This is a genomic window from Bradyrhizobium sp. (genome assembly GCF_030646015.1).
Classification (GTDB): domain Bacteria; phylum Pseudomonadota; class Alphaproteobacteria; order Rhizobiales; family Xanthobacteraceae; genus Bradyrhizobium.
On sequence record NZ_JAUSLT010000069.1, the window covers coordinates 1 to 17,747 of the forward strand.

General features: G+C 65.0%; 18 protein-coding genes. 9 read left to right on the top strand and 9 right to left on the bottom strand.

Features of this window, described 5'->3' with window-relative positions:
• The 3 genes from Q7T45_RS10105 to Q7T45_RS10115 form a co-directional block, all read right to left on the bottom strand.
• A partial coding sequence (locus tag Q7T45_RS10105) for a chromosome segregation SMC family protein (protein WP_304870288.1) occupies positions 1–3,407 on the bottom strand: 3,407 nt, incomplete at its 3' end.
• Between the two features lie 328 nt (positions 3,408–3,735).
• Positions 3,736–4,392 carry a DsbA family protein gene (locus tag Q7T45_RS10110; protein ID WP_304870290.1) on the bottom strand — a complete coding sequence of 219 codons (657 nt, stop codon included), beginning with the start codon at positions 4,390–4,392 and terminating at the stop codon, positions 3,736–3,738.
• A gap of 113 nt (positions 4,393–4,505) precedes the next feature.
• On the bottom strand, positions 4,506–4,994 hold the full coding sequence (locus Q7T45_RS10115) for a DUF721 domain-containing protein (protein ID WP_304870292.1): 489 nt from the start codon (positions 4,992–4,994) through the stop codon (positions 4,506–4,508).
• Positions 4,995–5,161: 167 nt separating this feature from the next.
• Between Q7T45_RS10115 and mutY the strand changes: the two genes are divergently transcribed.
• On the top strand, positions 5,162–6,274 hold the full coding sequence (gene mutY / locus Q7T45_RS10120; protein ID WP_304870347.1) for an A/G-specific adenine glycosylase: 1,113 nt from the start codon (positions 5,162–5,164) through the stop codon (positions 6,272–6,274).
• On the opposite strand, the gene Q7T45_RS10125 is transcribed toward mutY, so the two are convergent.
• Entirely contained in the window at positions 6,275–6,544 is a 270-nt protein-coding gene (locus Q7T45_RS10125; protein WP_304870294.1) for a DUF2798 domain-containing protein, read from the bottom strand. It lies immediately after the preceding gene.
• Between the two features lie 161 nt (positions 6,545–6,705).
• On the opposite strand from Q7T45_RS10125, the gene Q7T45_RS10130 reads away from it, so the two are divergent.
• Positions 6,706–7,152 carry a PaaI family thioesterase gene (locus tag Q7T45_RS10130; RefSeq protein ID WP_304870296.1) on the top strand — a complete coding sequence of 149 codons (447 nt, stop codon included), beginning with the start codon at positions 6,706–6,708 and terminating at the stop codon, positions 7,150–7,152.
• 166 nt (positions 7,153–7,318) lie between these two features.
• Here the strand turns inward: Q7T45_RS10130 and Q7T45_RS10135 are convergent, their stop codons facing one another.
• Positions 7,319–8,599 (bottom strand): flavin-dependent oxidoreductase, encoded by a 1,281-nt coding sequence (locus Q7T45_RS10135; RefSeq protein ID WP_304870298.1) that lies wholly within the window; start codon positions 8,597–8,599, stop codon positions 7,319–7,321.
• 130 nt (positions 8,600–8,729) lie between these two features.
• On the opposite strand from Q7T45_RS10135, the gene Q7T45_RS10140 reads away from it, so the two are divergent.
• Positions 8,730–9,347, top strand: a complete 618-nt coding sequence (locus Q7T45_RS10140; protein WP_304870300.1) for a glutathione S-transferase family protein — start codon at positions 8,730–8,732, stop codon at positions 9,345–9,347.
• A gap of 150 nt (positions 9,348–9,497) precedes the next feature.
• Here Q7T45_RS10140 and Q7T45_RS10145 read toward each other — a convergent pair whose 3' ends face one another.
• The gene (locus tag Q7T45_RS10145; RefSeq protein WP_304870349.1) at positions 9,498–10,421 is read right to left on the bottom strand and encodes a LysR family transcriptional regulator; all 924 of its coding nucleotides are present in this window, start codon (positions 10,419–10,421) and stop codon (positions 9,498–9,500) included.
• Positions 10,422–10,511: 90 nt separating this feature from the next.
• Here Q7T45_RS10145 and Q7T45_RS10150 point away from each other — a divergent pair, with 90 nt between their 5' ends.
• The 3 genes from Q7T45_RS10150 to Q7T45_RS10160 are packed head-to-tail and all read left to right on the top strand — an operon-like array spanning position 10,512 to position 11,827.
• Positions 10,512–10,949 (top strand): nuclear transport factor 2 family protein, encoded by a 438-nt coding sequence (locus Q7T45_RS10150; protein WP_304870302.1) that lies wholly within the window; start codon positions 10,512–10,514, stop codon positions 10,947–10,949.
• An 11-nt stretch (positions 10,950–10,960) separates the two neighbouring features.
• Entirely contained in the window at positions 10,961–11,395 is a 435-nt protein-coding gene (locus Q7T45_RS10155) for a nuclear transport factor 2 family protein (RefSeq protein WP_304870304.1), read from the top strand.
• Between the two features lie 27 nt (positions 11,396–11,422).
• Positions 11,423–11,827 carry a RidA family protein gene (locus Q7T45_RS10160; RefSeq protein WP_304870306.1) on the top strand — a complete coding sequence of 135 codons (405 nt, stop codon included), beginning with the start codon at positions 11,423–11,425 and terminating at the stop codon, positions 11,825–11,827.
• A gap of 48 nt (positions 11,828–11,875) precedes the next feature.
• On the opposite strand, the gene Q7T45_RS10165 is transcribed toward Q7T45_RS10160, so the two are convergent.
• Positions 11,876–12,562: a glutathione S-transferase family protein gene (locus Q7T45_RS10165; protein WP_304870308.1), complete on the bottom strand. Its 687-nt coding sequence runs from the start codon at positions 12,560–12,562 to the stop codon at positions 11,876–11,878.
• A gap of 305 nt (positions 12,563–12,867) precedes the next feature.
• Between Q7T45_RS10165 and Q7T45_RS10170 the strand changes: the two genes are divergently transcribed.
• Both Q7T45_RS10170 and Q7T45_RS10175 read left to right on the top strand, forming a co-directional pair.
• On the top strand, positions 12,868–13,404 hold the full coding sequence (locus Q7T45_RS10170; RefSeq protein ID WP_304870309.1) for a PAS domain-containing protein: 537 nt from the start codon (positions 12,868–12,870) through the stop codon (positions 13,402–13,404).
• On the top strand, positions 13,367–14,719 hold the full coding sequence (locus tag Q7T45_RS10175) for a methyl-accepting chemotaxis protein (protein WP_304870311.1): 1,353 nt from the start codon (positions 13,367–13,369) through the stop codon (positions 14,717–14,719). The genes Q7T45_RS10170 and Q7T45_RS10175 overlap by 38 nt, the downstream gene beginning before the upstream one ends.
• A gap of 85 nt (positions 14,720–14,804) precedes the next feature.
• Here the strand turns inward: Q7T45_RS10175 and Q7T45_RS10180 are convergent, their stop codons facing one another.
• Together Q7T45_RS10180 and Q7T45_RS10185 are read right to left on the bottom strand one after the other, a co-directional pair.
• Positions 14,805–15,134: a hypothetical protein gene (locus tag Q7T45_RS10180; protein WP_304870313.1), complete on the bottom strand. Its 330-nt coding sequence runs from the start codon at positions 15,132–15,134 to the stop codon at positions 14,805–14,807.
• Between the two features lie 89 nt (positions 15,135–15,223).
• The gene (locus Q7T45_RS10185) at positions 15,224–16,357 is read right to left on the bottom strand and encodes a site-specific DNA-methyltransferase (RefSeq protein ID WP_304870315.1); all 1,134 of its coding nucleotides are present in this window, start codon (positions 16,355–16,357) and stop codon (positions 15,224–15,226) included.
• Positions 16,358–16,618: 261 nt separating this feature from the next.
• Here Q7T45_RS10185 and Q7T45_RS10190 point away from each other — a divergent pair, with 261 nt between their 5' ends.
• Positions 16,619–17,551, top strand: coding sequence for a neutral zinc metallopeptidase (locus Q7T45_RS10190; protein ID WP_304870317.1), 933 nt, complete (start codon positions 16,619–16,621; stop codon positions 17,549–17,551).
• Positions 17,552–17,747: the final 196 nt, after the last annotated feature.

The following is a 17,747-nucleotide window of genomic DNA, read 5'->3' on the forward strand; positions in this document are numbered from 1 at the left end:
TGCGACACGCCGCGCTCGGCCATGGTGACGCCGAACAGGCGGTTCATCCGCGCCATCGTGATCGGATTATGGGTGATGATGATGAAGCGCGTCTCGGTGGTGGAGGTCATCTCGTGCAGCAGGTTGCAGAACCGCTCCACATTGTGGTCGTCGAGCGGCGCGTCGACTTCGTCCAGCACGCAGATCGGCGATGGGTTCGTCAAGAACACCGCGAAGATCAGCGCCAGCGCGGTCAGCGCCTGCTCGCCGCCTGACAGCAGCGAAAGCGTCTGCGGCTTCTTGCCGGGCGGCTTGGCAATAATTTCGAGCCCGGCTTCCAGCGGATCGTCGCTCTCGATCAGATGAAGTGCTGCTTCGCCGCCGCCGAACAGTTCGACGAACAGCCGCTTGAAATGGCTGTTGACGATTTCGAACGAAGTCAACAGGCGCTCGCGCGCCTCGCGGTTGAGACTCTGGATGCCCTGGCGCAGCCGCTTGATGGCTTCGACCAGGTCGTCGCGTTCGGTGGTGAGCGAGGTATGCTGGGCTTCGACCTCGCGCAATTCTTCCTCGGCGCGCAGATTGACCGCGCCGAGCCGCTCGCGGTCGCGGCGCAGCTTTTCGAGGCTTTCCTCGATCTCGGGGAGCGGCGGCAGCTCGGCGCCGGGCTCGATCTCGGCGAGACCGGCCACGGCGTGCGGCTCGACCTCCAGCATGTCGTGGATTTCGCGCTCGATATCGGCGAGGCGGCGCCTCGCGCCTTCCATGCGCTCCTCGGCGCGGGCGGTTGCCTCGCGCGCGCTCGACAGCGCCTCCAGCGAAATCTTCGCCGCGCGGTCGGTTTCCGCCATCGCGTTTTCGGCCGTGGCCAGCGCGTCGGCGGCAACCTGGCGGCCGGATTCGGCCGCTTCGATTTCGCTGATGATGGCGCGGCGCTTTTCCGCGAACAGGGCCGGGGCATTGTCGAGCTCGGCGCGCTCGGCGGTGACCTCGGTGATGCGGGCTTCGATGGTGGAGATGTGCGAGGCCGCACCGGCCTTGCGCTCCTGCCACTGGTTGCGTTCGGCGATGATGGCCTGCAGGCGGCGGTCGGCGAGTTCCGCCTCGCGCGCCAGCGCCTGGGCTTCGGCCCGCACCTGGGCTGCGAAGCGGCGGTGGCCCTCGATATCGGAGCGAACGGCGGCCAACCGGGTCTCGGTGTCAAGGCTGGGCGGCAATTCTTCCAGCGCGGCAGTCGCACTTTCATGCGCGCTTTCGGCCTCGGCGCGGTCGGCGTTGAGGCGGGTATGTGCTTCGGTCAGCGCCGATTTTCGCGCGGCGTGGCGGTTGATTTCGCGTTCGGCATGGGCATGCCGCTCGCGCGCGGCATCGGCCTCGCGCTGGGCGGCGCGCCAGGCTTCGCGCGCGGAGCCTTCGGCGGAGGAGGCCGCCTTCAGCGCGGCCTCGGCGGATTCCAGCTGCTGACGCTTGGCGGAGGCGTCGATCCGGGCCTGTTCGAGTTCGTTCTCGATATCGACCAGCCGGGCGCGCTCGGCGAGGCGCCGCGCAGCACCCGTCGGCGCATGGGCTGCGGCGACAAAGCCGTCCCAGCGCCAGACGTCGCCTTCCGGCGACACCAGCCGCTGGCCGGTCTTCAGCTGCGACACCAGCTCCGCGCCGCGCTCTCTCGGCACCACGCCGATCTGGGCGAGGCGGCGCGCCAGCTCGATCGGCGCGTCGACATGCGCCGCCAGCGGCTCGACGCCCTCGGGCAACGCGGGATCGCCCTCGGTGACGCCGGAATTGGTCCAGCGCATTGGCGCCGAGGGGTCGACCGGCGCGTCGAGATCGTCGCCGAGTGCGGCGCCGATCGCCTTCTCGTAGCCCTTGGCGACGGTGACGCCGTCGATGATCGGCGGCCACAGGTTCTTGGTTTCGCTGTTGACCAGCTTCGAGATCGTGCGCGCTTCGGTCTCGAGCCGCTGCACGCGCTTGTCGGCCTCGTTGAGCGGCGCGCGGGCGGCTTCCAGCCTGGCGCGGGCCTCGACATGGCCTGCTTCATTGGCCTGCGCCATGGCCTCGGATTCCGCGAGACTGAGCTGCGCCGTCTCCATGATGCCGGCGAGTTCCGCGAGGTCGCCGAATCCGCTGGTTTCCTGCGCGAGCTTCTGCTCCTCGCTGGCGACGTTGGCGATCTCCTGATCGAGCCGCGCCAGCCGGTCGCGATGGGTCCGCACATTGCCTTCGAGCTGGTTGCGCTTGGCGGTGAGGTCGGCGAGCACGGTGGTCAGTTCGGCGAACAGCCGCTCGGCCGATGCCAGCGTCACCTCGGCCTCGGAGACCCGTTCATCGACGCCGCTGCGCTTTTCGACGCGCGACTTGATCTCTTCCTTCAGTTCGGTGTCTTCGGTCTCGAGCCGCTGCAGCGCCACCTCGGCGTCCGAGCTCTGCTGCTGCTCGCGGGCGATATCGGCGGAAAACTGCATCAGCCGGCGGTCGAGCTCGGAGACACGCTCCTTGGCGCGCTCTTCCTCGCGGTCGAGCGTTTCGCGCGCATTGGTGAGCCGCTGCAGCCCGGCCGCGGCACGGGCTTCCGCCTCGCGCAGCGCCGGCAATTCGGAGGCACGGATAGCCTGGATGCGGGCGGCCTCGGCCTGCTCGCGGGTGCGCTCGGCCATCTCGCGAACGGTGAGGTCGTGGGTGTGGGCGCCTTCCGAGACATCGGCATTGGCTTCCAGCCAGCGCAGATGGAACAGCATGGCCTCGGCCTTGCGCACCTTGGCCGCGACCTCGCGGTAGCGGATCGCCTGGCGCGCCTGCTTCTTCAACCCGTCGATCTGTCCGGCCAGTTGCCCGACCACATCCTCGACACGGGTGAGGTTGGTTTCGGCCGCCTTGAGCCGCAATTCGGCCTCGTGGCGGCGGGCGTGCAGCCCGGCGACGCCGGCGGCGTCTTCCAGCACGCGGCGGCGCTGTTCGGGCTTGGCCTGGATGATCTCGCCGATCTTGCCCTGGTGAACCAGCGCCGGCGAACGCGCACCGGTGGCGGCGTCGGCGAACAGGATCTGGACGTCGCGGGCGCGCACGTCGCGGCCATTGATGCGGTAGACCGAGCCGGCGTCGCGCTCGATCCGGCGCGAGATTTCCAGGATTTCGCGGTCGTTCACCGCCGCCGGCGCCGAGCGGTCGGAATTGTCGATCGTCATCACCACTTCGGCATGGTTGCGCGACGGACGGTTACCGGAACCGGCGAAGATCACCGCGTCCATATCGGCGGCGCGCAGCGATTTGTGCGAGGTTTCGCCCATCGCCCAGCGCAACGCCTCGACCAGGTTCGACTTGCCGCAACCGTTCGGTCCCACCACGCCGGTCAAGCCCGGCTCGATCATGAAGTCGGTGGGTTCGACGAAGGATTTGAAACCGTGAAGGCGAAGACGGGTCAGTTTCATGGACGCGATTCTCTGTTGGCAGGACGCGAATCTCCCTGCCGGGACAGTACCATAGAAGGCAATGTCAGTGTGTGGCTGAGTCGCGCTTGGGCAACCCTTATGCACCGCGACAATGGCGAGGCCGGGGCCGGAGGGCAACCGCCGCCCCGGGCTTTTCCCAAGGGATTTATGCGGGATTGAGAGGCTTGCCCGGTGTCGTCCCTGCGAACGCAGGGACCCATAATCCCGGGCGTCAGTTGTGAAGTAAGCTGTTACGACAACGCCAAAACGCGAGATCACGCGGTATGGGCCCCGGCGTTCGCCGGGGCGACAAGTTGAGAAAATCGAATCAGCTCTTCAGCAGCGCCTTGATCTTCTTGTCGAACTCCTCGAACGAGGTCGCGCCCTTGACCATCTCGCCGTTGATGAAGAAGGTCGGCGTCGAATTGACCTTCAGCACCTCGCTGGCGAACTTCTGGTCGGCGGCGATCTTGTCGAGCAGGGCCTGATCCTTCAGGCAGTCCTCGATGGCCTGCTGGCTGAGGCCAGCCTGCTTGCCGATCCGCGTCAGCGTCTCGGTGGTGTTCTTCGACACCCAGTCGGTCTGCTGCTTGAACAGCATGTCGATGACGGCGAAATATTTGCCGGCATCATCCTTGGCAATGCAGCGCGCCAGCATCGAGCCCGCCGCCGCCTTGATGTCGAGCGGGAATTCGCGGAACACCCAACGGATCTTGCCGCTGTCGATGTATTCCGACTTGATCTTCGGGAACACGGTCTCGTTGAAATGCGCGCAGTGCCCGCAGGTCATCGAGGCGTATTCGGTGATCGTCACCGGCGCGGTGGCGGGACCGAGCGCCATGTCCGGCAGCGACCCCGGCTTGGCGACGTCGGATGCGCTCTGCGCCATCGCACCGTCGATCAGGCGCAGCGGAGATAATCCGGCAAGCAGGCTAAGCCCGGTCAGCGACAGGGCGGCGGTGAAGGCGCGGCGCGTGATGATCAAGGGTTTGCTCCCGGATTGGCGCGTTCACGCCCGAAGAAATAAGGAACCGTTGGCTAGCTTGAAACGATAATTGTGGCAATGGCGGGCCGCCACTCCGGGCCCCCGCGAGAGCCTCAATTTCGCTTGATCGATGCGCCGAGCCGCGCCAGCGCCGCCCGCAATTCCTCATCCTCGACCGCATCAAGGGTTTTGGCGACTTTTGCCACCTCGCTGGGATCCGGGGCGCGCGAGGCCGGCGGCCGCTCCCGGCGCGACAGCGGCGCCTGCCGCAGCGCCAGCCGGCCGACCGCGCTCCAGCCGAAGAAGCGGTTGACCCGCTGCAGGATGACGTCGGAGGCGTGCTGGATCTCCAGCGCCATCGGCCCCTCGACCCGCAGCACCAGGGTGGCCGGCTCCTGCGGCTGCCCCTCCACCGGCCGCGGCCACTGGATTTTGAGGGGTTGCGAATGGGCGGCGAATTCGGGCCCGGCGATTTCCCCCCAGCGCGTCACCAGCTCGCGCGCGGCGAATCCCTGCTTGGCATAGGCGTCGGAAAACACGTCGCCGAGCAGGACGGACAACGGCTTGGCGCTGATCGGACCTGGTTTTGAGAAGCGTGCCATGGGGGCCTTATAGCACCGCTCGGCGCCGTGTGAACGGAACCTCGGTCGTCATGGCCGGGCTTGACCCGGCCATCCACGTCTTGGATCACGCAAAGAAAGACGTGGATGCCCGCGACAAGCGCGGGCATGACGTGGAGAGATTGGTGCTCAACACATACAGTGGCTTCATGAGTTCTCCGGCACTTTCCAAGACACCGCCACGTGCAGTTGCCGCTGAGGCGGCCGCCCGCCCCGCGCTGCTGCTGGCCTGGTACGACCGCCATCGCCGCAGGCTGCCGTGGCGGCCGCCGGCCGGCGAGCGGGCCGATCCGTATCGGGTATGGCTGTCGGAAATCATGCTGCAGCAGACCGGCGTCAAAACCGTCGGGCCGTATTTCGAGAAATTTTTGGCGCGCTGGCCCGAGGTCGAGGCGCTGGGCCGCGCCTCGCTCGACGACGTGCTGCGGATGTGGGCCGGGCTCGGCTACTACTCCCGCGCCCGTAATCTGCACGCCTGCGCGGTCGCCGTGCTGCGCGATCACGGCGGCGCCTTTCCCGATACCGAGGAAGGTCTGCGATCGCTGCCGGGGATCGGGTCCTATACGGCCGCGGCCATTGCGGCAATCGCGTTCGGCCGCCGTACCATGCCGGTCGACGGCAATATCGAACGCGTGGTGTCGCGGCTGTTCGCGGTGGAAGAGCCGCTGCCGCAGGCAAAACCGCTGATCCAGCAACTGGCGGCGACTTTGCTCGGCGCCAACGAGAGCGAATCTCGAGCCGGCGACAGCGCGCAGGCGCTGATGGATCTGGGTTCCTCGATCTGCACGCCGAAGAAGCCGGCCTGCGCGCTGTGTCCGCTCAACGACGATTGCGTGGCGCGGGCGCGCGGCGAACAGGAAACTTATCCGCGCAAGGCGCCGAAGAAAACAGGGGCGCTACGCCGGGGCGCGGCCTTCGTCGTCACCCGCGGCGATCACCTGTTGGTGCGCAGCCGCCCCGAAAAAGGCCTGCTCGGCGGCATGACCGAAGTGCCGGGCTCGGACTGGCTCGCCGCGCAGGACGATCACGCGGCGCTGCAGCAGGCGCCCGCGCTGAAGGGTGTCGCGCGCTGGCATCGCAAGGCCGGCGTGGTCACCCATGTGTTCACGCATTTCCCGCTGGAACTGGCGGTCTACACCGCGCACGTGCCGGCGCGCGCCCGCGCCCCGGAAGGCATGCGCTGGGTGCCGGTGGCGACGCTCGGCGACGAAGCGCTGCCCAATGTCATGCGCAAGGTGATCGCGCATGGGCTGGGCAAATAATTACTTTTGCGGTGGAGGTTCGACCACGAACGCCACCAGCCGCCGCACCAGCGGAAGCAGCACGACCAGTGTCGGAAACGCGACAACCCACGACAAGGCCCAGGCGGCGGGCCAGGTCGTGACGAAAGCCCGCGTCGGTCCGAGGCTCATCAGCGTCGAAACTCCTGAAATGACGAAGGTCATCAGCAACGACAGGACAAGCGGCAGCACGATCGCCGCATAGCGCGCGGGCAATTTTCCGCGCGGTCGCGGATGGGGAAGGCTGGTCATGGCGTCACTCTTGCAGTCGTTTCTGGCAGTCGTCTCTGGAATTCGGTCGGCGCGGACGGCGCATATTGCATTCCCGCGCAGCCGAGCCAACCGGCGAATGCGCATGCTGACATCACGCTGGCAGCAGGTCTGCGCCAGGATGGAGCCAACAGGAGGCTCCCATGATCGCAACCGCGCTCGACCATTTCACCGCGCCGCCATCTTCAAAACTGCTGGGATGGCATTTGCTCGATGCCCGGCCGAAGCAGGGCTGGGTCCGGATCGGCTTCGACGGCAAGGCTGAATTCTGCAATCCGGCCGGGTTCATCCAGGGCGGAATGCTCTCCGCCATGCTGGATGACACCATGGGGCCGGCGGTGTTCGTCATGACCGAAGGCAGGCTCTACACCGCCACCATCACCATGACGGTCAACTTCCTGGCGCCGGCAAAACCGGGACCGATCTTCGGCGAGGCCGATGTCACCCAGCTCGGCAAGACCGTCGCTTTCGTCGCGGCAAGGCTGATGGCGGCCGATGGCAGCCTGCTCGCCATCGCGACATCAAGCGCGCTCCTGGTCGAGACGGCGAGGGCGATTAGCCGCGAGCGCCTCGCTGTTGCCGGCGCCTGAATCAGAGATCGGTGTTGCAGCCCATCCTACGAGACGCGGCGAAGACGCCGCTCCTCAGGATGAGGTTTAACTTGTTGAAACACAACAACCTCATGCTGAGGAGCGAGCGACGCGAGCGTCTCGAAGCATGGGCAGCAAGCGACTCTCCGATCTCACACAGTGAGTACTAGCCGGCCCGAGCCGCTGCCGGAACCTGCACGATCGGCGGCTTGGCGTTGAGGCCTTCGACCTGGAAGCCGGCGACGCGCTTGTAGTTGGCGGCGATATCTTCCAGCTCCTGCAGCGACAGCACGTCGGTGACGACGTTGTAGCCGTCGGGCGCGCGCTCCTCGACGATCTGCATCACCTGTTCCGGGCCGTTGCGCCGGTTGAGCAGGACGAGATCCGTGGTGGCGGGCCGGCGCTCGGCCTCATAGGCCGCCAGCGCGGCATGGGTCGGGCCATGCGCCAGAATTTCGCGGGTGAGGACGCGGGCGTCGAGGATCGCCTGCGAGGCGCCGTTGGAGCCGATCGGATACATCGGATGCGCGGCGTCGCCGATCAGCGTGGTCAGGCCGAAGGTCCAGCGCGGAATTGGATCGCGGTCGACCAGCGGATATTCGTAGGCGTGCGAGCAATTGCGGATCAACCCGGGCACGTCGAGCCAGTCGAACTTCCAGTCTTCGAACCACGGCAGAAACTCTTCGAGCCTGGCGCTGCGGTTGTAATCTTCCCGCCGCCATTGATAGGTCGGCGGCATATGCCGCTCCGCCACCCAGTTGATCTGGAATTTGCCCGATGCGTCAGGTTGCTTCGAGATCGGATAGCAGACGAATTTCAGGATTTCATGGCCGGCCATGATCATGGTGCGGCCGGACAGAAACGCGTCCGACGCGGTGATGCCGCGCCAGAGAATACGTCCGTTCCAGATCGGCGGGCCTTCCTGCGGATAGAGTTTTTCGCGGATGGCGGAGTGAATGCCGTCGGCCGCGATCAGGACCGCGCCGTCGTAGCTGCCCGCCGGCTGGCCGGTGGCCTTGTCGATGAAATCGGCGCGGACCCCATTCGCGGTCTCGGTCCAGCCCGCGAGGTGGTGGCTGGTGAGGATGCTCGCCGCACCCAGCCGTTCGATCGCGGCATCGAGCAGGATCTGCTGCAGCGTGCCGCGATGGATCGAGAATTGCGGCCATTTGTAGCCGGCCTCGATACCGCGCGGTTCGCTCCAGATCGGCTTGCCGTGCTTGGAAAAAAACGCCAGTTCCCTGGTGCGCACGCCGGATGCATCGAGCTGGTCGAGCAGCCCGAGTTCGATCAATTCGCGTACCGCATGCGGCAGCACGTTGATGCCGACGCCGAGCGGTTTCAGCGCCGGCACGCTCTCGAACACTTTGGCGGCAATGCCGATCTGGTGCAGGCTGAGCGCCAGCGTCAGCCCGCCGATGCCGCCGCCGGCGATAAGTACGGTCATGATACGCCCCCGTTTACCGGGGCGTCATGACATGGCGGGCGGAAGGGGGCAACTGCGAAGCGCTTCCGCATCCGGGGATGGACCAGCCTACGGCTTGCGGCTAACGTCGGGCCTTCACTCGAGGACCGACATGTTCAAGCTCTATTACGCCCCCGGCACCTGCGCGCTCGCTTCGCATATCGCCCTGGAGGAGGCCGGCGCCCCCTACACCACCGAGCGGCTGGATTTCAAATCCAACCAGCAGAACAGCCCGGAATACCTCAAGGTCAATCCGAAGGGGCGGGTGCCGGCGCTGGTGACGGATCGCGGTGTCCTGACCGAGACGCCGGCGATGCTGGCGTTCATCGCCCAGAGTTTTCCGGGTGCCAAGCTCGCACCGGACGACGCCTTCGCCTTCGCGCAGGCGCAGTCCTTCAACAGCTATCTGTGCTCGACCGTGCACATCAATCATGCCCACAAGATGCGCGGCTACCGCTGGGCCACGGACGAATCCTCCTTCGCCGACATGAAGCGCAAGGTGCCGGAGACCATGGGCGCCTGTTTCGCGCTGATCGAGCGCGACATGCTGCGGGGACCGTGGGTGATGGGCGAGCAGTATACGATTTGCGATCCCTATCTGTTTACGCTGACGCTGTGGCTCGACGGCGACGGCGTCGATCTTGCTGCTCTGCCGAAAGTGGCGGATCACCGCAGGCGGATGCAGGACCGGCCGGCGGTGCAGAAGGTATTGGCGGACGAGAAGAAATGAACCGAAAAATCCCGCGTCGTCCCGGCCTCCGAGCCGGGACCCATACCGCGTGATCTGTCGATCTACAAAAACTGTTCGACGACCTGTTCTAACTTCAGCCGCCGCGGCGTATGGGTCCCGGCTCGGAGGCCGGGACGACAGCGATGGGTGTTACGCAACCTTGCGCTTCTTCCCCTCCATATCCCGGCCGATGCCGAGCAGGAGGTTGCGCAGCCAGATCGATCCCGGATCCATCTGGGCGCGTGTGGGATAGAACAGGAACTGCTCGTCGATCCCGGGATCGAGCGGCGGGGTCACCGTCACCAGCGACAATTGTTTCGCCAGCGCGCCGATCAGCCGGCGCGGCACGAAGGCGACGAGGTCGGTCCGCGCCGTGACATGCAGCGCCTCGATATAGCCTGGCACGACCAGCGTGATCCGCCGCTCGATCCCCTTGCTGCGAAGCCAGCTGTCGATCAGGTCCTCGTTCGCGCCGCGGATGACGACGGCGACATGCCGCGCCGCCAGGAACGCGTCGCGCTGTTTCAACTTCACGCCCGCTGGATGGCCGCGCCGCACCGCCAGCGCGTCGCTGTCGGTGTAGAGGCGCTGGCGGTGAAATCCCTTGAACGCGTCGCCGATCGAGATCACGATATCGATGGTGCGGGCGAACTCCGCGGAGAAGATCGCAGGTCCCCGCCACGGCACCACGTCGATGGTGACGTTCGGCGCCGCCCTGGTGACCTTCGCCATCAGCGGCGGCATCAAGAGTTCGACCGCGAGGTCCGGCATCATCAACCGAAAATGCCGCTCGCTGCTGGCGGCGTCGAAATCGTCCGAAATAAACAGTCCGCGAATCTGGTCGAGCGCCTGCGCCAGCGGTCCGCGCAGCGCCTGCGCCCGCGGCGTCAGTTCCATGCGCGCGCCTGTTCGTACCAGCAGGGGATCGCCGATCAGGCCGCGCAGCCGCTGCAAAGCATGGCTGGTCGCCGGCTGCGACAGCCCGATGCGCATCGCGGCGCGGCTGACGCTGGCTTCCCTGAGCAGCGCCTCGAGCGCCACCAGCAGGTTGAGGTCAAGCGAATTCAAATTCATGAAATGAATATATATCATATTCGCTATCGATTGGAAGAATGGTGTGCGGCGCGTCATGATTGGCCACAGCCCATCAATGGAGAAGCCGCCATGACCACCGCAGCCAACAAGAAACTCGTGCAACAAGTGTATGAGGACTCAGCCAATCGCAGCGGGACCACGTTCGCCGACAATCTCGCCGACGACGCCAGCTGGATCGTCACCGGCCACTATTCTTGGTCGCATGAATTCAGGGGACGCGAGGCGATCATGGAAGGGCTGATGGGGCATTTCCGCTCGCTGTTCGCGGTGCGGCCGCGGACCGTCGCATTCAACTTCATCGCCGACGGCGACTTCGTCGCGGTCGAGGCGCGCGGTGACAACGTCACCAAGGCCGGCCTGCGCTACGACCAGCAATATTGCATGGTGTACCGGATCGAGAACGGCAGGATCAAACAGATCAAGGAATATTGCGACTCCACGATGGTCGAGCGCGTGCTGGGACCATTTCCGGCGTCCCGGGTACCCGCCGCCGCGCAGGACGCTTGAGGGAGGTCGTCATGAGCGCCATCGACAACAGGAAACTGATGCAGGAGATTTTCGCCGGCCTCGCCGACCGCAACGGCGCGTTGTTTACGGAACGCATGGCGGATGATTTTCGCTGGATCAATATCGGCAGCAACAAATGGTCGGGTACCTTCGACGGCAAGGAAGCCGTGATGCGCGATCTGCTGGGGCCCTTGCGGGCGAAACTGAAGGCGCGGTCGCGCACCGTGGCGCACCGCTTCTTCGCCGACGGCGATTACGTCATCGTCGAGGCGCGGGGCGACAACCTCACGCGGGAAGGAAGGCCGTACAACAACGAATACTGCTTCGTGTTTCATCTGCTGGACGGCAAGATCAGCGAGGTGAAGGAATATTCCGATACGGCGCTGGTCGAGGCCGTGCTCGGTGATCCCGCGGAGGCGGTGGCGGCGGCAACGCCGCTGCGCTAGACTGGCGGAGGTGATGGGAGGAACAAAATGAGCAAGGAAATTTTCAGCCCCGCGACGCTGCCGCCGCCGGTCGGCTATTCGCATATCGCGAAGGTCAACAAGGGCACGATGATCTATCTGGCGGGCCAGGTGTCGAGCGACGCATCCGGCAAGCTGGTCGGCGAGGGCAATTTCGAGGCGCAGGCCGAGCAGGTGTTCAGCAATATCAGGATTGCGGTCGAGGCGGCCGGCGGCACCATGGCCGATATCGTCAAGATGAACATCTATCTGGTCGCGGAAGTCAGCCAGGACGAGGTGCCAAAGATGCGGGCGATCCGCGACCGCTACGTCAACAAGGAGAGGCCTCCGGCGAGCACGCTGGTGGTCGTCAGCCGTCTGGCGCGGCCGGGCTGGCTGCTCGAGATCGAGGCGATTGCAGCACTCGACGATTGAAGCGAAAACGGCGCCCGCGAGGGCGCCGTTTTGCTGACTGCAGTTTGATCAGGCCGCCTTCACCGCGAGATGCTTGAACATGTTGCCGCGCGCCTCGTCGTCCATTTCCGCCTTGAACTTGAAATTGTCCTTCAGCGCGATCGCCTTGGCCGCCGCCGGCCGCGCCGAGATCTCGTCGACCAGCCGCTTGACGTTGGGGTATTTCGCAAAGGCGTCCTCGCCCATGATGAAGGGGATCATGCGGGCCCAGCCCCACACGTCCATGTCGACGATGGTGTAGGTGTCGCCGACCATATAGCGGCGCGAGGAGAGATGATCGTTGAGGATGCCGAAATGCCGCTGCGCCTCGAACTGGTAGCGGTTGTGGGCGTAGTCGATCTTTTCAGGCGAAAAGTGCCTGAAGTGGACGGCCTGGCCGCTATACGGCCCGACGCCGGTGGCGACGAACATCAGCCAGGACAGCAGTTCGGCGCGGTTGGCCGGGCCGGCCGGCGGCAGGAACTTGCCGGTCTTTTCCGCGAGGTAGAGCAGGATGGCGTTGGAATCGAACACCTTGATGCCGTCGTCGTCGATCGCGGGCACCTTGGCGTTCGGATTGACCGCGAGGTATTCCGGCTTGAACTGGTCGCCGGCACGGGTGTCGACGGCGATGGGTTGATAGGCGATGCCGGCTTCTTCGAGGAAGAGCGCGACCTTGGTCGGGTTGGGCGATCCGTTGAAGTAGAATTTGAGCATTTCTGAAAACCCCCTTGCTTCCTGTTCGGCCGGGAAAGCGACGGTATGCGGTGACCGTGCCGCAGGCGGTATTTCCATGCTCAAATTTTTGCAGAATACGCAACCGACGAGTTTGTGAGCTGACCCCCGGGGTCAAGCGGCGGCATGACGACCTTCCGTTGCTATTCGGTCGCAGAAGCGTGGGCGGCCTTGCCGGTCGCAGCGGTACTACTACTGATTTGCCGAACCTTAAGGAAAAATTCAGTTGCGGTTCCTAATGATCCTGTTTGCGCAATCAATGGCGATTGCGATATCGGAAGCCGACGATGGCCAATCACGTTACTCCGAGCGGTCGCGAGATTTTCTTCCCGGCATCCGAACTGATCGTCTCGAAAACCGATCTGAAGGGACGCCTGACCTACGCCAACGGATTGTTCTGCCAGATCGCCGGATATCGTGAACCCGAACTGATCGGCCAGCCGCACAGCATCATCCGGCATCCCGACATGCCGCGCAGCGTGTTTCGCCTGCTGTGGGACACCATCGAGGATCGCCGCGAGATCTTCGCCTTCGTCAAGAACATGGCCAGCAACGGCGATCACTATTGGGTCTTTGCCCATGTGACGCCGTCGTTCGATGCCACGGGCGCCATGATCGGCTACCACTCCAACCGCCGGGTCCCCGATCGCGGGATGCTGGAGACGACGATCATGCCGCTCTATGCCGAAGTGCTGAAAATCGAACGCAGTCACGTCAATGGAAAAGAGGCGCTCGCGGCCGGGTACAAGGCCCTGACCGAGTTCGTCGCCTCGCAGAAAGTCGCCTATGAAGAACTTGTATTCTCTCACAAGAGCGCTGCTTAGCATCGCGGTCGCGATTTCCGGATCGATCGCCGCGTCGGCCTTGCATCTGTGGGGCTACCAGGGTGCGGCTCTCGGATTGCAGGCCCTGGCGGTTGCCTCGTCGGGGCTGGCGATGCTCTGGATCTTCAAGACCTCGCGCCTGACACGACAGGCGCAGGAGGTTTGCAAGCTGATCGCCGCGGGCGACTTCGAGGCGCGCATTCTTTCGATCCCGGAGCACGACAGCCTGACCGGGCTGCTTCGGGTCATCAACGACATGATCGACGGCTGCGATGCGTTCGTCCGCGAGGCGACCGCGGCGATGGACGCCGTGTATCACAACAAGTATTACCGGCGTATTCTGCCTGGTGGACTTCATGGCGCGCTGCTGCAGGGCGCAAACACCATCAACGACGCCACCGTCAGCATCGAAGCCCGCATCAGGCAATTCGAGCGCCAGACCTCCGAGCTGGAGGGCAGCGTGGGTTCGATCGTTTCCGCGCTGGACAATGGCGCGACGGAAATGAGCGGCACGGCGGCGAATCTGCGCGCCGGCGCATCGTCCACCCGCGAACGCATCAACTCGATTGCCTCGGCGTCCGAGCAGGCGGCTTCCAGCATGCAGTCGGTCGCGTCGGCGACGACGAGGCTGGCCTCGAATGCAAACGGGGTCGGCGCCGACATTCTGCGTTCCGCCGAAATCGCCGGACGCGCCGTCGAGCGCGTGGGCGACGCCGCCGGCAGCGTCAATGTGCTGAAGGATGTCGCCTCGCGCATCAGCGAAGTCGTCAAGTCGATCAACGCGATCGCCAGCCAGACCAACCTGCTCGCGCTGAATGCGACGATCGAGGCGGCACGGGCGGGCGAGGCGGGGCGCGGTTTCGCCGTCGTCGCCCACGAGGTCAAGGCGCTGGCGACCCAGACCGCGAACTTTACCGCCGAGATCGAGTCTCAGGTCGGCCAGGTGCAGTCGGCCGCCGACCGCGTCGGTCTGTCGATCACCGAAATCGGCACCGTGATCACGGAGGTCAACGATATCACCGGCAAGGTCGCCGAGACGTCCAAGGCGCAGGCGCAGGCGACTGCCGAGATCGCGCACAGCATCGACAGCGCGTTCGCGGTCGTCGGCGAAATCGCCACCACCATTCAGGCGCTGGCGCAGACTGCGAAAGACACCGAGCAGCTCGCGACGTCGACCATGGCGGCATCCGGCGACCTGTCGTCGCAGTCGGGCCTTCTGACGCAGGAAATCAGAACCTATCTCGATCATGCCCGAGGCAATCTGGTCGATCAGACCGGGTCGGGCGCGGCGCGGCGGATCGTGCGCGCGGCCTGATCGCCCTTGCGACAGGCGCGACGGCCCGCGTCGTCGCTGTCGATGAGCATCGCGAGCATTGGCTCGGCACGTGCTGCCGCGCCGATCAGCCGAAGCAGAAAAAGCCGACGATCCCTGCGACGATAAACCCGGTACCGATCGCCGTCATCAGGGTGCCGAAACGAATCGCCGAATGCAGGTTCGAAGCCTGCGCGGCGCGTTCCGAGCGGCGCGCATAGCCGTGGACGATGACTTCCTCATTGAAGGCATTGTTGGCGTCGAACCCGCCGGAGAGGCCGACGCAGATCAGCAGCATGCCGAGAATGACCAGGCCGGCAAAGCCCAGGAAGCTCAGCAGCAGCATCGGCGGCAGGCCGACCAGAAAGATCGGCAGCAATGGCAACACAATCAACGACTCGGACGTTCGGGATCGCATCGGATCCTCCATCGGGCCGTCAATGGCGGCCGGTGCGGAGTACGGATGCTGCGATGTATAGCAGGAATCGGGGCGGCAGCCTGCTGAAATTACACGGCTGCCATACCGGAGCGGATTTCGGCGCGCAGTTCGTCGATCAGCCGCAGGCCCTTTTTGGTCTCGATGTGCCAGAAGGTCCAGCCGTTGCAGGCGCCGGAGCCCTGCGCCACCGCGCCCATGCGGTGGATCGAGCCGACCTTGTCGCCGAGCATGATGGCGCCGTCGGCGCGCACCAAAGCGCCGTGGCGCTTCTTGGAATCGACCAGCTTGGTGCCCGGCGAAATCATGCCGCGCTCGATCAGTTCGGAAAACGCCACCCGCGGCGCGTCGCGCGCGGTCATGAACGGCGCCAATGTGGCTTCCGGCAGTGGTTCGATGGCGGCGATGCGGGCTTCCGCCGCGGTCGCGTAGGTCTGGTCGCGCTCGAAACCGATGTAGCGGCGGCCGAGGCGTTTGGCCACGGCGCCGGTGGTGCCGGTGCCGTTGAACGGATCGATGATGAGATCGCCGGGCTTCGACGATGACAGGATCACCCGCGCCAGCAGGCCCTCGGGCTTCTGGGTCGGATGCACCTTCTTGCCGTCGGCGCCCTTGAGGCGTTCCTCGCCGGTGCACAGCGGGATCAGCCAGTCGGAACGTGCCTGCACGTCCTCATTGGCGGCCTTCAGCGCTTCATAGTTGAACGTGTAGCCTTTTGCTTTTTCGTCGCGCGCCGCCCAGATCATGGTCTCGTGGGCGTTGGTGAAGCGGCGTCCGCGAAAATTCGGCATCGGATTGGTCTTGCGCCAGACGATATCGTTGAGGACCCAGAAGCCGAGGTCCTGCATGATCGAGCCGACACGGAAAATGTTGTGATAGGAGCCGATCACCCACAGGGTCGCCGACGGCTTCATGATGCGGCGGCAGGCCAGCAGCCAGGCACGGGTGAAGTCGTCATAGGCGGCAAACGACGAAAACTTGTCCCAGTCGTTGTTGACGGCGTCGACATGCGATTCGTCGGGGCGCTTGAGGTCGCCCTTGAGCTGCAGGTTGTACGGCGGATCTGCGAACACCAGATCGACCGAACCTGCGGCAAGCTTCGACATCTCGGCGACGCAATCGCCTACGACGATACGAGCACTCGACTCGGACTCAAATTTAGTGCGGGGCGCCCTTGCAGACGCCCCGCGACGCGACTCAACCATGACTCAAATACTCTGACTCAGGCGACGCTGTCGGCGACGCGGGACTAAACAACCGACTGGCCGTACATTGACGTGCCGAGGTAAACACCGGGTTATCGAGCGCGCCTATTGCGCGCGACGTGGAAGCGATTTGGATGCGATTGATGGCTAGGCAATAATTGCCGGGCGGGTTATTGATTAATGGAATGGAAATTTTACCCGACTGCCGCGTTAGGTGTTGGCGAGTGCGCCGCCAGCCAGCTGGAATGAGGAAATACCGCCATGCGTTACGATGACTTCCGCCGCAGCGACAATATCGATGATCGCCGCGACGACGGTGGCGGCGGAATGGGCGGCGGTGGCATGGGGCTGCCGATGGGCGGTGGCGGGCTCGGCATCGGCACCATCATCGTGCTCGGCATCGTCGGCTATGCCTTCGGCATCGATCCGCGCATCCTGATCGGCGGCGCCGAAATTCTCACCGGCGGCAACCAGTCGCCGTCCTATCAGTCCGATCGCCGGTCCGCGCCGGCCAAGACCGGCCCGCCGACCGACGAGATGGGCAGCATGATATCAGGCGTGCTCGGCGAGATCGACGATCGCTGGGACGAGATCTTCAAGGCCAGCGGACAAACCTACAAGGGCCCGCGCATCGTACTGTTTCGCAACGCCACCAATGGCGGGCGCTGCGGCATGGCGCAGTCGGCAATGGGGCCGTTCTATTGCCCGCCCGACCGGCAGATTTTTCTCGACACCGCGTTTTTCCGCCAGGTCGAAACCAAGTTCCGCGGCTGTTCGGGCAACGCCTGCAAGTTCACCGCGGCCTACATCATCGCCCATGAAGCGGGGCATCACATCCAGAACCTGCTCGGAATCCTGCCGCGCGTAACGCGCCTGCAGCAGCAGGCCGGCAGCAAGGCGGAAGCCAATGCGCTGCAGGTCAAGGTCGAGCTGCAGGCCGATTGCCTGTCGGGCGTCTGGGTCAACCGCGAGGAGAAGAAGCGCCCGGGCTTCGTCCAGCCCGGTGACATCGAAGCCGCCTTGCAGACCGCCGCCGCGATCGGCGACGACACGCTGCAGCGCCAGTCCACCGGCAGGGTGGTGCCTGACTCCTTCACCCACGGCTCCGCCGCGCAGCGCAAACAATGGTTCATGACCGGCTACCAGCAGGGCACGGTGACGTCCTGCAATACGTTTGGCGCGGGGGTATTGTAGACGCACCCGTGCCCCGGACGCAGTGCAGCGCGCCGCTCTTCGCGGCGTGATGCGCTGCAGAGCCGGGGCCCATGCGGCAGCGCCGTTGCCGTGGGTCCCGGCTCTGCGGAGCAGCGTACCGGACGATGCTTCGCATCGCCGGGAGTACGCTGCACCGCGTCCGGGACACGAGAGACCTCCGGGACACGAGGGATAA

What these genes read in the sequence shown, in the direction of transcription:
- Q7T45_RS10115 (WP_304870292.1), bottom strand. Translation starts at nt 4,994, where the DNA reads ATGGCACGCTTCTCAAAACCAGGTCCGATCAGCGCCAAGCCGTTGTCC.
- mutY (WP_304870347.1), top strand. Translation starts at nt 5,162, where the DNA reads ATGAGTTCTCCGGCACTTTCCAAGACACCGCCACGTGCAGTTGCCGCT.
- Q7T45_RS10125 (WP_304870294.1), bottom strand. Translation starts at nt 6,544, where the DNA reads ATGACCAGCCTTCCCCATCCGCGACCGCGCGGAAAATTGCCCGCGCGC.
- Q7T45_RS10130 (WP_304870296.1), top strand. Translation starts at nt 6,706, where the DNA reads ATGATCGCAACCGCGCTCGACCATTTCACCGCGCCGCCATCTTCAAAA.
- Q7T45_RS10135 (WP_304870298.1), bottom strand. Translation starts at nt 8,599, where the DNA reads ATGACCGTACTTATCGCCGGCGGCGGCATCGGCGGGCTGACGCTGGCG.
- Q7T45_RS10140 (WP_304870300.1), top strand. Translation starts at nt 8,730, where the DNA reads ATGTTCAAGCTCTATTACGCCCCCGGCACCTGCGCGCTCGCTTCGCAT.
- Q7T45_RS10145 (WP_304870349.1), bottom strand. Translation starts at nt 10,421, where the DNA reads ATGAATTTGAATTCGCTTGACCTCAACCTGCTGGTGGCGCTCGAGGCG.
- Q7T45_RS10150 (WP_304870302.1), top strand. Translation starts at nt 10,512, where the DNA reads ATGACCACCGCAGCCAACAAGAAACTCGTGCAACAAGTGTATGAGGAC.
- Q7T45_RS10155 (WP_304870304.1), top strand. Translation starts at nt 10,961, where the DNA reads ATGAGCGCCATCGACAACAGGAAACTGATGCAGGAGATTTTCGCCGGC.
- Q7T45_RS10160 (WP_304870306.1), top strand. Translation starts at nt 11,423, where the DNA reads ATGAGCAAGGAAATTTTCAGCCCCGCGACGCTGCCGCCGCCGGTCGGC.
- Q7T45_RS10165 (WP_304870308.1), bottom strand. Translation starts at nt 12,562, where the DNA reads ATGCTCAAATTCTACTTCAACGGATCGCCCAACCCGACCAAGGTCGCG.
- Q7T45_RS10170 (WP_304870309.1), top strand. Translation starts at nt 12,868, where the DNA reads ATGGCCAATCACGTTACTCCGAGCGGTCGCGAGATTTTCTTCCCGGCA.
- Q7T45_RS10175 (WP_304870311.1), top strand. Translation starts at nt 13,367, where the DNA reads ATGAAGAACTTGTATTCTCTCACAAGAGCGCTGCTTAGCATCGCGGTC.
- Q7T45_RS10180 (WP_304870313.1), bottom strand. Translation starts at nt 15,134, where the DNA reads ATGCGATCCCGAACGTCCGAGTCGTTGATTGTGTTGCCATTGCTGCCG.
- Q7T45_RS10185 (WP_304870315.1), bottom strand. Translation starts at nt 16,357, where the DNA reads ATGGTTGAGTCGCGTCGCGGGGCGTCTGCAAGGGCGCCCCGCACTAAA.
- Q7T45_RS10190 (WP_304870317.1), top strand. Translation starts at nt 16,619, where the DNA reads ATGCGTTACGATGACTTCCGCCGCAGCGACAATATCGATGATCGCCGC.